Origin of the sequence: Mesorhizobium sp. B2-8-1, assembly GCF_006440955.1 — a bacterium.
Classification (GTDB): Bacteria; Pseudomonadota; Alphaproteobacteria; order Rhizobiales; family Rhizobiaceae; genus Mesorhizobium.
Map to the genome: position 1 here is coordinate 106,736 of NZ_VFTX01000008.1, position 13,427 is coordinate 120,162.

At 64.6% G+C, this 13,427-nt stretch carries 8 protein-coding genes; 7 read left to right on the forward strand and 1 reads right to left on the reverse strand.

What is annotated here, in order from left to right:
- Nucleotides 1-278 precede the first annotated feature (278 nt).
- From FJ428_RS20655 to FJ428_RS20670, 4 genes are all read left to right on the forward strand, one after another.
- A complete protein-coding gene (locus tag FJ428_RS20655; protein WP_140880027.1) occupies nt 279-4,289 on the forward strand; it encodes a peptidoglycan-binding protein in 4,011 nt (1,336 codons plus the stop codon).
- A 192-nt stretch (nt 4,290-4,481) separates the two neighbouring features.
- Complete coding sequence (locus tag FJ428_RS20660; protein WP_140496679.1) at nt 4,482-5,405, forward strand: sulfite exporter TauE/SafE family protein; 924 nt, start codon at nt 4,482-4,484, stop codon at nt 5,403-5,405.
- The gene (locus tag FJ428_RS20665) at nt 5,405-6,193 is read left to right on the forward strand and encodes a TIGR02186 family protein (RefSeq protein ID WP_140496681.1); all 789 of its coding nucleotides are present in this window, start codon (nt 5,405-5,407) and stop codon (nt 6,191-6,193) included. The genes FJ428_RS20660 and FJ428_RS20665 overlap by 1 nt, the downstream gene beginning before the upstream one ends.
- 179 nt (nt 6,194-6,372) lie before the next feature.
- A complete protein-coding gene (locus tag FJ428_RS20670) occupies nt 6,373-7,629 on the forward strand; it encodes an Hsp70 family protein (protein ID WP_140513226.1) in 1,257 nt (418 codons plus the stop codon).
- 12 nt (nt 7,630-7,641) lie between these two features.
- Here FJ428_RS20670 and FJ428_RS20675 read toward each other — a convergent pair whose 3' ends face one another.
- Entirely contained in the window at nt 7,642-8,544 is a 903-nt protein-coding gene (locus FJ428_RS20675; RefSeq protein ID WP_140496685.1) for a LysR family transcriptional regulator, read from the reverse strand.
- A 277-nt stretch (nt 8,545-8,821) separates the two neighbouring features.
- Between FJ428_RS20675 and FJ428_RS20680 the strand changes: the two genes are divergently transcribed.
- The 3 genes from FJ428_RS20680 to FJ428_RS20690 are packed head-to-tail and all read left to right on the forward strand — an operon-like array spanning nt 8,822 to nt 13,424.
- Nucleotides 8,822-11,752: a molybdopterin oxidoreductase family protein gene (locus FJ428_RS20680; protein ID WP_140880028.1), complete on the forward strand. Its 2,931-nt coding sequence runs from the start codon at nt 8,822-8,824 to the stop codon at nt 11,750-11,752.
- The gene (locus FJ428_RS20685) at nt 11,749-12,483 is read left to right on the forward strand and encodes a 4Fe-4S dicluster domain-containing protein (protein ID WP_140496689.1); all 735 of its coding nucleotides are present in this window, start codon (nt 11,749-11,751) and stop codon (nt 12,481-12,483) included. Before FJ428_RS20680 ends, FJ428_RS20685 begins: the two co-directional genes overlap by 4 nt.
- A gap of 5 nt (nt 12,484-12,488) precedes the next feature.
- A complete protein-coding gene (locus FJ428_RS20690; protein WP_140560877.1) occupies nt 12,489-13,424 on the forward strand; it encodes a DmsC/YnfH family molybdoenzyme membrane anchor subunit in 936 nt (311 codons plus the stop codon).
- Nucleotides 13,425-13,427: the final 3 nt, after the last annotated feature.

The window sequence follows — 13,427 nt, forward strand, 5'->3', positions numbered from 1 at the left end:
CAAGGGCGTTGTGCGGGCGGCGCTTTATGCCGCAGCGGCCGGTTCACCGCGAACTTCGTCGCAACTTCTTAAGCTTGGTTAACGCGTTGTTTACCACGTTGGGCGAATTGTGCGCATGTCGGCTACCCGTGTTTATCCTGTATCGAATTTTTCACGGTTTTTCGGAGCGCGGGTGAACCCCGGGAAGCTTGTCTTCCACCGTGGTGCGGCCGCCTTCGTTCCGGCGAGGATTTGGGGAGCTGGTCGCAAACCGGCCAATCTGAAAGACGGACGCACCGATGAACAGCAAGCGGTCCTACCTCGATACACTCAACGCCGGCAGGCAGCGCAGGCCTCAGACCACGCTCGAGCAGTTGAACCGCTCGCTGGAGACGCTGGAACAGCGGCTAGAGAGGACGCGCGAGGATACGATGGCACGTCCCGATCCCCGCCAATATGGCGCCGAACCGCGCTATCCCGCAGCACAGCCTTCGGCTCAGCCGCGCTGGTACCAGGATCCGCAGCCCGCGCCGCATCCGCAGGCGCCGATGCCGGCGCCGGCCGTCGGCCAGAACTACCAGAACCTTGCCCGCGATATCGACCGCATCCGCGGTCAGGAAGACAGCGTTGCCATGGTCGGCAAGATAGCCGGCGAGCTGCGCGGCATGCGCGAGGAATTGCGCCACCAGATGACTGCCGGGCTGCAGAGCGAATTCGAGGCGCTGCGCAAGGACATCGACCGCGCCCTGCTGGCAAACGCCAAGTCAGGCGCTTCGGGCAAGGGCAGCGCCGAACTTGGCCTCGAATTCGAGCGGCTTTCCGGCGCCATCAAGACGCTGTCGGAAAAAAGCGACGACAGAAGCGTCAACATGCTGCGGCTCGAACTCGAACAGGTCAAAGCCGCGCTCGACACGCTGGCGCGCGAGGAGAGCGTGCAGAAGGTCGACCGCCGCTGGGACGATTTCGATCGTCGCTGGACAGCCTTCGAGGACCGCGTCGACGCCGACCAGCGCAACCGCTCACCGGACCCCGCCATTTCGGGCCTGACCGATCGGCTGGAGCAGATCAGCAACGCCGTCAACAACCTGCCGGAATCGCTATCCCTGCGCTCGCTGGAGGAAAAGGTCCGCACGCTGGCCAGCGCCGTGGATCATTTCGCCAGCCAGCAGGACAATCGCGGCGGCAGCACGCTGGCCATGATCGACGAGCGGCTGGACGAGATCTCCCGCGCCATCGTCGCCTCGACCGTCGCGGCACAGGCCAATACGCTCGACCATGAAGCCTTCGAGCGCATCGAGAAACGGATCGATTCGCTCGCCCGGCAGATCGAGGAAGTGGCGCAGGACCACCCCGGCAACGCCGTCGTCGACCGGCTGAACACGCTGTCGAGCCGGGTCGACGAACTCGCCGGCCGCGCCGCCCTGCCCGAGCAGGCGATGGAACGGCTGGCCAAGCAGATCGCGCTCATCGCCGACAAGATCGACCGGGCGCCGGCCATGCCCGACGCCGACTATATCTTCCACGGGCTTGAGCAACGCTTCGACGTGCTGTCGTCGATGATGGAACGGCGCCAGGGCGACGCCATCGAACAGGGCAACATGCTGTTCCGCGACCTTGAGCGCCGACTGGACGAGGTCGCCGACCGGCTCGACCAGCGCATGCCGCAAGTCGACGGCGCCGGCATCATGGAAGCCATCGATGCCCGCTTCACGGCCCTCGCCAAGCGCATGGAAACACGCATTCCCGACCCCGCCGGCGAAGCCGCGATCCGTGGCCTGGAAAGCCGGCTCGAAGACATTTCGAGCCGCCTGGACTCGTCCGCCGCGCAAGTGGCCGGCATCGATCCGGCGCTGATCCGCAGCCTGGAGGCGCAAGTCGCCAGCCTGTCCGCCCACCTGTCCAGGCCCAGCGCACCGCTGCCGGAGTTCGAGGACATCAGCCCACGCCTCAATGAAATCGAGAAGGCGCTGGCGGGAACGCGCGACTCCATCCTTGGCGCGGCGCGCGAGGCGGCCGAGAACGCGGTGCGCTCGCTGGCCGGCTCGGGCGCCGACACGTCGGCGGTTTCCGGCCTTGCCCAGGACCTGAAGACGCTCGAGACGCTGACACGCCGTTCCGACGAGCGTAACTCGAGAACGTTCGAGGCCATCCACGACACGCTGCTCAAGATCGTCGACAGGCTGGGTTCGCTGGAGCCAGGCGAACCGTCCGAGGCGATGAGCGAGCTCCTGGATGCACGCCCGGACGAAGCGATCGGCAAGCGCCGTGCGCGAGCCGACAAGATGGCCGTGGACGCTCCGTCGATGGATATCGACGAGCCCATGCCGCTGACAGGGAACATGGCCGATCTCGACGGCCGCGCCGCCGCGATCATGCGCAGCCAGCCCGCTTCGCCACGCGGGCCGGGTGCGCGCTCGCCCGCGGAGGCGGCGGCCGCCGCCGCCATGGCCGCGCTTGGTTCCGATCCGATCGCCGGGAAGGGCGAGCCGACCGGCCGCCGCAAATCGATGCTGGGCGGCTTGGCGCGCGCGTTCAAGGGCAAGAAGGAAGCAGACGTTCCGCCGCTGGCGGGCTCGATGCCGGGTCCGGAAATCCCGAGCGTCGATCTCGACGAGTCGCTCGACCCGAAAATGGCCAATCGGCCACTGGAGCCCGGCTCCGGCGCGCCCGACCTCAACGCCATCATGAAGCGCGTGCGCGACGAGCGCGGGCAACCGGCGAAGCTCAGCGACAGCGATGCCGCAAAATCGGACTTCATCGCGGCGGCTCGCCGCGCGGCGCAGGCCGCCGCCGCCGAGGCCGACGCCTTGAAGCGCCAGTCGACGATGAAGGGACCGGTGAAGGCGCTCAGGATCGGCGACCTGCTCAAGGCGCGGCGCAAGCCGATTCTGATGGCGGCCGCTGCGATCATGCTGGCGCTTGCCGGCCTGCAGCTTGGCAAGGCGTTCCTCGCCGATCCCGCCCAGGTGGCAAGCAATGATGCGCCGGCCGTTGCCTCGCAACCGCTGGAAACCGCATTCGTCGACGCCGCGAGCCCGCCCAAGCCGAAAACCCAGTTGGCGGCAGCGAACAGCGAACCGGCCCGTGAGGTCAGGCAGGCCGAGCCCTCCGCTCCGGCGGTCAAGGACGACATGGTGGCGCAGACCGCGCTCGCCATGCCGTCGGACGGCGATGGGCCGACGAACGCTGGCCCGACGGCGGAGCGGGCTCCGACGGCGATGGCTCCCGTCATGCCTGCCGGCGCGGGTGCGGCAGGCTCCGACGCGATGGCTTCGGCAGAACCCATTTCCGCCGGTCCAGCGGCTCCTTCTTCTCCGGCACCTTCCGCTGCTGCCGGCGGAACGCAAACGACGGATGCGGACAGCGGTATCCAACCGACAGTGGCTGCACCGGCCATGGCCAATGACAGCACCGGCGCCGTCGTGCCCGCCGGCGCTCCCGCGGCCCCGGCCAAATTCGACATTCCCGCCGATGCAGGCCCGGTCGCCCTGCGCGACGCCGCAGCCACCGGCGACGCCAAGGCGCTGTTCGAGATCGGCTCGCGCTATTCCGAGGCGCGCGGCGTCAAGGAAGACATGGCGGCCGCGGCCAAATGGTATGAAAAGTCCGCGGAACTCGGCTTCGCTCCGGCCGAGTATCGCATCGGCAATTTCTACGAGAAGGGCATCGGCGTCCCGCGCGACATCAAGAAGTCGAAGACCTGGTACCAGCTCGCCGCCGAGCAGGGCAACGCCAGCGCAATGCACAATCTGGCAGTGCTGTTCGCCATGGCCGCGGACGGCGTGACCGACAATGAATCGGCCGCGCACTGGTTCCAGGAGGCCGCCGATCTCGGCGTGAAGGACAGCCAGTTCAATCTCGGCATCCTCGCCGCCAAGGGCGTCGGCATGAAGCAGAACCTGGAGGAGTCCTACAAATGGTTCGCGCTCGTCGCCAAGACCGGCGACAAGGACGCTGCCGCCAAGCGCGACGAGATCGCCAACGCGCTGCGTCCCGAGCAACTCGAGCGCGCCCGCGCCGCCACCGAACTGTGGAAGGCCAAGCCGCTCGATCAGGCCGCCAATTCGGCCGACATTCCCGAATCCTGGCAAGATGGCACACCGCAGACCACGGCCAGCATCGATATGAAGAAGGCGGTCAAGAACATCCAGCTCATCCTCAACAAGAACGGCTACGACGCCGGCGGCGCCGACGGCGTGATGGGCGCGAAGACCAAGAACGCGATCGTCGCGTTCCAGACCGACAACAAGCTGCCTGCGACCGGTGCGGTCGACGAAAAGCTGGTCAAGGCGTTGCTGGCGCGCAAATAGCGGCAGGAGCGTCGTATCCGCGACGCCCCTGCCACACATTTGCCTGTTAACTGCTTGAGATGTTTTTTGTTTCGGCGCGGCGGCGGGGTTTGACCCGGCCGCCGCTTCGGCGCAAGGAAAAATTGGCTTTTCGGTGCGATACTATCCGCAACGGCGGTATTCGCCGACTGGCAAACTGATCGAGACCGACGGGTGGGCATCTATCTCCCGATTGCGGAAATTTCCGTCAACGTCTTCGTGCTGCTGGCCATGGGCGCTGCGGTGGGCTTTCTGTCGGGCATGTTCGGCGTCGGCGGCGGTTTTCTCATCACGCCGCTCCTGATCTTCTACAACATCCCACCGGCAATCGCGGTGGCGACCGGCGCCAACCAGGTCATCGCCTCATCCTTCTCCGGCGCGCTGTCGCATATGAAGCGCGGCACGCTCGACTTCAAGCTCGGCGGGGTGCTGCTTGCCGGCGGCATCGTCGGCTCCACCGGCGGCATCTATGTCTTCGCTTTCCTGCGCAGGCTGGGACAGCTCGACCTGTTCATCTCGCTGCTCTATGTCGTGCTTCTGGGCACCGTCGGCGGGCTGATGCTGGTCGAAAGCATCAATGCGCTGCGCGCCACGCGCAGCGGCGCGGCACCGGTGCTGAAGAAATCCGGCCAGCACAACTGGATCCACCGCCTGCCGCTGAAGATGCGATTCAGGGCCTCGAAGCTGTTTGTCAGCGTCATCCCAGTGCTTGGGCTGGGCGCGGCCATCGGCTTCCTGTCGTCTATCATGGGTGTCGGCGGCGGCTTCATCATGGTGCCGGCTCTGATCTATCTCCTGAAAGTGCCGACCAACGTCGTCATCGGCACCTCGCTGTTCCAGATCATCTTTACCTCGGCCTACACCACTCTGGTCCACGCCACCACCAATCAGACGGTCGACGTGATGCTGGCCTTTCTTTTGATGGCCGGTGGTGTCGCCGGCGCGCAATATGGCGCCAAGGCCGGCCAGCGGCTGCGCGGCGAGCAGTTGAGAGCGCTGCTGGCGATGCTGGTGCTGGCGGTGGCGATAAGGCTTGCCATCGACCTCTTCGTCACGCCGCCCAATCTTTATTCGCTGTCCGGCGCGGGCTTCAACTGATGAATGGCCTGAAAGCGCTCGCAACCGCCGCTCTTCTGTCATTGATCGCCGCCGCACCCGCGAAGGCGCAGACGCCGCCGACCGAAAGCATCCAGATCGGCCTTTCCACCGACAAAGTCTCGATCACCGCCGGCTTTTCCGGGGCCGACCTGACCATTTTCGGCTCGCTGGAAAATCCTGATCCGCTGGTGGCGCGCCAAGGCCGCTACGACATCATCGTCGTGCTCGAAGGTCCACCCAAGCCGGTGGTGGTGCGCCGCAAGGACCGGGTGCTCGGCGTCTGGGTCAACCTGGAATCCGAGACCTTCGAAAACGTGCCGGTGTCCTATTCGGTGGCGACGACGCGGCCGTTGCAGGACATCACCGAGCCGAACAGCTACAGGCAATTGTCGCTCGGCGCCTCCAATCTCTACATGCAGCCGGCCGATGCCGGCGACAGCCCGGCCACGATCGAGGAATTCACCGCGGCGTTGCGCGAACGCAAGGCCGCGACCGGTCTCTACAGCGAGAATGTCGGCGGCGTGCAGTTCCTGTCACAGAACCTGTTCCGCGCCACGGTGCGGCTGGCGCCGAACGTTCCGGTCGGCACCCACAAGGCGCGCGCGTTCCTGTTCAAGAGCGGCCTGTTCATCAAGGAGAGCTCGGCCCAGCTCGAGATCCGCAAATCCGGTTTCGAACAGTCGATCTTCCGTGTCGCCCACGACTATTCCTTCCTCTACGGCGTCTTCGCCATATCGCTGGCCATGGTGACGGGCTGGCTCGGAAGGTTGATCTTCCGCAAGGACTAAAGCGGCTACAAAGGGGTTTTCCTTTCCCGGATCATGCTATAGACCGCCACCTCCCGGTCTACCGGGCAACACGCACAATTCAATTCGGCAGAGCGGTCCGATCACCCCGGACGACAGAGAGCGCACGCTTCACAGACGGCGCCGAACCGCTGCTTTAGCAGAGATGACAGGAGGCTGCGATGCGACCAGCATTCGCCGGCATCGATTTTGGCACTTCCAACTCCACCGTGGGCGTGGTCAGGAGCGGCCAGCCGCACCTCGTCGCGCTGGAAGGCGGCGAGGTCACGCTGCCAAGCGCCGTGTTCTTCAACTTCGAGGACAACCGTACCTGTTTCGGCCGCCACGCAATCGCCAATTACACCGACAGCGTCGAAGGTCGGCTGATGCGCTCGCTGAAGAGCGTGCTCGGCAGCGCGCTCGCGCAGGAAAAGACGCGCATCAAGGCGCGATCGATCGGCTTCATGGAGATCGTCGGCCTGTTCCTCGGCCATCTGCGAAAAAGACTGGAGGACGATGCCGGCGGCGCCGTCGAGAGCGTGGTACTCGGCCGGCCGGTGCAGTTCGTCGACGACGACGCCGAGGCCGATGCCAGGGCACAAAGCGAGCTCGAAGGAGCCGCCCGCGCCCAGGGCTTCAAGCATATCGCCTTCCAGTTCGAACCGATCGCGGCGGCCCTCGACTACGAGCAGAAGGTGACGCGCGAGGAACTGGCGCTGATCATCGACATGGGTGGCGGCACGTCGGACTTCTCGATCGTAAGGGTCTCGCCGCAGCGTGCCCGCTCGCTTGACCGCAAGGACGATATCCTGGCCAGCCGCGGCATCCATATCGGCGGCACCGACTTCGACCGATTGCTCAGCATCGCGCATGTGATGCCGGAACTCGGCTACCTCAGCCCGACCAAGGACGGCAAGCGCAACCTGCCGGCCAGCTACTTCATCGATCTTGCCACATGGCAACGCATCAACCTGGTCTACACGGCCAAGGCGATGACGCATCTGCGCCAGATCCGCTACGAGGCCGAGCGCGCCGATCTCGTCGACCGCTTCATCCATATCGTCGAGCACCGGTACGGGCACGCGCTGGCCGCTCTTGTCGAAAGGGCCAAGATCGAGCTGACCGACAAGGTCTCGGCCGATGTCGAGGTGAGGCTGCCGGAAGTCCAGTTCGCCGCCGAGATCACCCGAAAGGCGCTGGACGCCACGATCGCCAGGGACATCGAGCGCGTTGCCGCCACGGTCGGCCAGACCATCGGCGACGCCGGGGTCAAGTCGTCCGACATCACCGCCGTGTTCCTGACCGGAGGATCCACCGCGATCCCGCTGGCGAGACAAAAAATCCTGTCGCTGATGCCTCAGGCTTCGGTCATCGAGGGCGATATGTTCGGCTCGGTCGGACTTGGCCTTTCGCTGGACGCGCAGCGCAAGTTCGGCTGATATCCGGACAATTCACGAACGCGCGGACGCCTTCTCGTCGGCCCCCAAATGCGCCTTGAGCGCCATCTGGGCCAAGCTTGCCTGGCGGTCGCGATGTGTAATCATGGCGAAGTCGCGTTTCGGCAGTTCGAGCGGCACGGACCGCAGGCTGCCTTCGGCGACGGCGCGTCCGACGACGAGCTCCGAAATGATGGTGGCGCCGGCACCGGCCTCGACCGCCTGGCGAACCGCCTCGTTGCTCGGCAGCACCAGAAATATCTGCAGGTCGTCAAGCGAAATCCCTTCGCGGCGCGCCAGATCCTCCAGCACCTCCCGCGTGCCGGAACCGCCCTCGCGGATGATCCAGCGCAGCCCTTTTATGTCGGGGCGGCCCGGCGCGATTTCGGCGATCTCGGGATGAGAACCGGCAACCACCAGCATCAACCGGTCGATATCGACCTTGGCGCGGCGCAATATGTCGGACTCGGTGCGCCCCTCGACCAGGCCGAGATCGGCGGTTCCATCCAGCACGCTGGCTTCGACCTGCCTGGTGTTGCCTATGCTGACGCTCAGCCTGACCGCAGGATAGGCTTCGTGGAAGGACGCCAGCCGGCGCGGCAGCCAATAGCTGGCGATCGTCAGGCTGGCGGCGATGGAGAGGCTGCCGGCAACCGTCTGCGAGACATGTTCCAGCACATTGCGTGCGGCGGCGGCTCGTTCCAGTACGGCCTTGGCTTCTGGCAGGAACCGGTGACCGGTCTGGGCAAGCTCGATGTTGCGGCCGACGCGGTTGAACAGATGGACGCCATGCTGCTCCTCAAGCGCGCGGATGGCGGCCGACGCGGCCGATTGGGAGATGCCCAGCAGCTCCGCCGCCTTGGTCATGTGGCCGCGCTCGGCGACGGCGACAAATATCCGCAACTGGTCAAGTGTCATAAGGCATTAAGAACCAATATCGATCGAATTTACAAGAACAACTGATTAGACGGGTTGATAGCTTTATTCTAAGTTTTCAATCGAAGTTAGAAAAAATTCGCTACCGATTGACAGAGAATGAAATGATCGGGCGGTTCAAGTCCCTGTTCGCGCACTGGACCCGCGGCCTGCGGCGGCGGCTGGCCGGCGATCGCTATCATCCGGAAGAGCATTACATGCGCGGTCCCGGGCCGAAAACCAGGGCCAAAGCCGCGAACCGCAGAAGCGCTCGGGGATCATGACCCAAGGATCTCTGCGCGGCGCGAATTCCGCCCCGTCCCAACGCCCGCTCGCCGACACGAACGCACCCGACGAGAACGATGGCGTCGACACCTCGCCCGCCGTCTCCGACCGCATCGCCAAGACCACATGCTATATGTGCGCCTGCCGCTGCGGCATCGACGTGCACATCAAGGACGGCAAGGTCCGCTACATCAACGGCAACAAGGATCATCCGGTCAATCGCGGCGTGATCTGCGGTAAGGGCAGCTCCGGCATCATGCAGCATTACAGCCCTGCCCGGCTGAAAAAGCCGCTGCTGCGCACCGGCTCGCGCGGCTCGGGAGAATTCCGCGAGATCGAGTGGGAAGAAGCGCTGACGATCGCCGCGGAGCGGCTTTCGTCCATCCGCCGCAGCGACCCGAAGAAACTCGCCTTCTTTACCGGCCGCGACCAATCGCAATCCCTGACCGGCTGGTGGGCAAGCCAGTTCGGCACGCCGAACTTCGCCGCGCATGGCGGTTTCTGTTCGGTGAACATGGCCGCAGGCGGGCTTTATACGATCGGCGGCTCGTTCTGGGAGTTCGGCGAACCCGACTGGGACAATACCCGGTATTTCATGCTTTTCGGCGTCGCCGAGGACCATGATTCCAACCCGATCAAGATCGGCCTCGGCAAGCTGAAGGCGCGCGGCGCCAAGGTGGTGTCGATCAATCCATGCCGCACTGGCTACAACGCCATCGCCGACGACTGGATCGGCATCCGGCCGGGCACCGACGGCCTATTCGTGTTTGCCCTCATCCACCAGCTCTTGAAGGCAGGCCGCGTGGATCTCGACTATCTCCTGCGCTACACCAACGCCCATGTGCTCGTCATCCAGGATCCGGGTGCGGCCGATGACGGGCTGTTTGTCCGCGATGGCGCCGGCAACCTGCTCGCCTGGGACAGAGTGGCGAAGGTGCCTGTCCGCGCCACCGACGCCAGCGCCAAACCGGCACTGACCGGCAGCTTCACCATCGACGGCCGTCGCTGCGTTCCGGCGTTCCAGCTGATCGCCGATCGATACCTCGATGAGAGCTATTCGCCCGATGCGGTCGCGGAGCGCTGCGGCATTGCCGCCGGCACGATCCGCAGGATCGCCGCCGAGCTCGCACATGTCGCCTTTGAGCAGACGATCGAACTGCCGGTGGCGTGGACCGACTGGGGCGGCCGCCGCCACGAGACGATTAGGGGACGGCCCGTGTCGATGCACGCGATGCGCGGCATCTCAGCCCATTCCAACGGTTTTCATTCTTGCCGAGCCATTCATCTGCTGCAGGTGCTGCTCGGAACGGTGGACGTCCCGGGCGGCTTCCGCTTCAAACCGCCTTATCCGCGTTGCGCGCCGCCAGGACCGAAGCCTGCCGGCAAGAACGTCCGGCCGATGACGCCACTGGACGGCATTCCGCTCGGCTTCGTCTGCGGGCCTGACGACCTTCTGGTCGATGAGGCAGGGGTGCCGATCCGCATAGACAAGGCCTATTCCTGGGAGGCGCCGCTCGCTGCGCACGGCTTGATGCACACCGTCATCCGTAACGCCTGGGCCGGCGATCCATACAAGATCGACACGCTGATGATGTACATGTCGAACATGGCCTGGAATTCCTCGATGAACACCGTCGAGACGATTCGTATGCTGACCGACCGCGACGAGGCGGGCAATTACAAGATCCCTTTCATCATCTATTCCGACGCCTATTATTCCGAGACCGTGCCGTTCGCTGACCTCGTGCTGCCCGACACAACCTATCTCGAACGGCACGACTGCATCAGCCTGCTCGACCGGCCGATCAGCCATGCCGACGGACCGGGCGATGCTATACGCCATCCCGTGGTCGAGCCGGACCGGGACGTGCGCCCGTTCCAATCGGTGCTGATCGAGCTCGGCGCGCGCCTCGGCCTGCCGGGTTTCGTCAGAGAAGACGGGGCGGCCAAATATGCCGACTATGCCGACTACATCGTCAATCACGAGCGCACGCCCGGTATCGGCCCGCTTGCCGGCTGGCGCGGCAAGGACGGCAATTCGACCGGCAAGGGCGAGCCAAACCCGGACCAGTTGCAGCGCTACATCGACAATGGCGGCTTCTGGCACCACGATTTCGCTGAGGACCAGCGCTACTACAAGATGGCCAACCGGTCCTATCTCGATTTCGCGGTGCAGATGGGCTTCATCCCGAAGGCCGAACCAGTCGTCTTCCAGCTCTATTCCGAACCCTTGCAGCGCTTTCGTCTTGCCGCGCGCGGCCATGGTCGGGCCGTGCCGCCCGAGAGCGAACGCCAGCGCATCGAGACCTACATGGACCCGCTACCCTTCTGGTACGTGCCGTTCGAGGAAGCGGCCGTCGACCAGCAGAAATATCCGTTGCATGCGCTGACGCAGCGGCCGATGCACATGTACCATTCCTGGGGTTCGCAGAATGCGTGGCTGAGGCAGATCACCAGCCAAAACCGGCTGTTCGTGCATGAGAGGACCGCCGCAGGTCTCGGCCTTGCCGACGACGACTGGGTGTGGATCGAAAGCATCAATGGCAAGGTCAAGGGACAGATCAAGCTGGTCGAGGGCGTGAACGAAAGCACGGTCTGGACCTGGAACGCCATCGGCAAAAGGCGCGGCAGCTGGGGGCTGAAGGACGATGCCGCCGAGAGCAATCGCGGCTTCCTGCTCAACCACATCATCGGCGACCAGACCACGGCAGACACCAACGGCAGGCGGTATTCGAATTCCGATCCGGTGACCGGCCAGGCGGCATGGTTCGATCTCAAGGTGCGCATCGTCAAATGCGCGGCGGAGGAAGCCGGTTTCACCGAGCCGCAATTCGAGCGTTTCCACCAGCCGCCGCAATTCCAGCCATCGCCGGACACACTTCGCTTTGGCGCCGAATTCCGCATGAACAGGGAAGCCGCCAAATGACCTGCGTCCCCGCCCACACGGGCAAAAAACTAGGCCTGGTCATAGACCTCGACACCTGCGTCGGTTGTCAGGCCTGCGTCACCGCCTGCAAGGAATGGAACACCGGCGGCCACATGGCGCCGCTGACCGACATCGACCCCTATGGCGGCCATGTCGACGGCGTCTGGTTCAATCGCGTGCACAGCTACGAGCACACCACCGCGATGGGCGGCCGCACGGTGAACTTCCCGCGCTCGTGCCTGCATTGCGAGACGCCGGCCTGCGTCACTGTGTGTCCGACCGGCGCCTCCTACAAACGAGCCTCGGACGGCATCGTGCTGGTCGATGAGGACAAGTGCATCGGCTGCAAGCTATGCAGCTGGGCCTGCCCCTATGGCGCGCGCGAATTCGACACCGATGTCGGCGTAATGAAGAAATGCACGCTCTGCGTCGACCGCATCTACAATGACAATCTGGCCGAGGAGGACCGCGTGCCGGCCTGCGTCGCGGCCTGTCCGACCAGCGCACGGCATTTCGGCGATCTCGGCGACCCCGCCTCGGCGGTGTCGCAACTGGTTGAGGAGCGTGGCGGTGTCGACCTGATGCCGGAACTCGGCTACCGCCCGACCAACAAATACCTGCCGCCGCGCGCGCATACCGAACGCGCAGCAAAGATTTCTGCGCCAACCCTGGAGCCGGTGAGGGCCGAGGGTGGGTTCCTCGGCTGGGTCGACCGCATGCTCTCGAACTAAACCCCATGCATCCAGCCTTCTCGGTCGTCTTCTTCACCACCGCCACCGGCGCCGGCTACGGCCTGCTGGCGCTGCTCGGCGTGCTGGCGCCACTTGGCGTCATCGCACCCGATTTCTGGCTGGGCTTCATCGGCATGGGACTGGCGCTCGGGCTGATCACCGCCGGCCTGTTGTCCTCGACCGGACATCTCGGCCGCCCCGAACGCGCCTGGCGTGCGTTCTCGCAATGGCGCAGTTCCTGGCTATCGCGCGAAGGCGTCGCCTCGGTCGCCACCTTCGTCCCGGCCGGACTGTTTGGCATTGGCTGGGTCATTCTTGGCCGCACCGATGGCTGGGTCGCCGCCGCCGGACTTCTGGCAACGATTGGCGCCGTCATCACCGTCTGCATGACCGGCATGATCTATGCCTCGCTGAAACCCATCGCTCAGTGGCACAGCCCTTACACCTTGCCCGGCTATCTCATTTTCTCGGCTATGAGCGGCAGTGTACTTCTGGCCGCGCTATGCCAAGGCTTTGCCGTCGGTTCCAAAATGCTTCTGGCAGCCTGCGTACTGCTGACCCTGCTCGGTTGGGCCTGGAAGCTTGCGACCTGGCGGTACAACGACCAATTGGAAATCCCCACCAACGCCAACACCGCAACCGGGCTTGCCGGGGGGACGGTTAGATCGCTGGAATGGCCGCATACCGAGGAAAATTATTTGCTCAAGGAAATGGGTTTTCGCATCGCGCGCAAGCACAGCGCAAAGATGCGGCGGATCACCCAGCTCCTGGGTTTCGCGCTACCCGCCTTGCTGCTGATTACGGCCTTCGCCTTGCCGTCACCTTTCGCGGCGCTCGCATCGGTGTTCGCCGCGGTCGCACAGTTTGTCGGCATGCTGGTCGAACGTTGGCTGTTCTTCGCCGAAGCGAAGCACACGGTCACTCTCTACTACGGGAAATAGCGG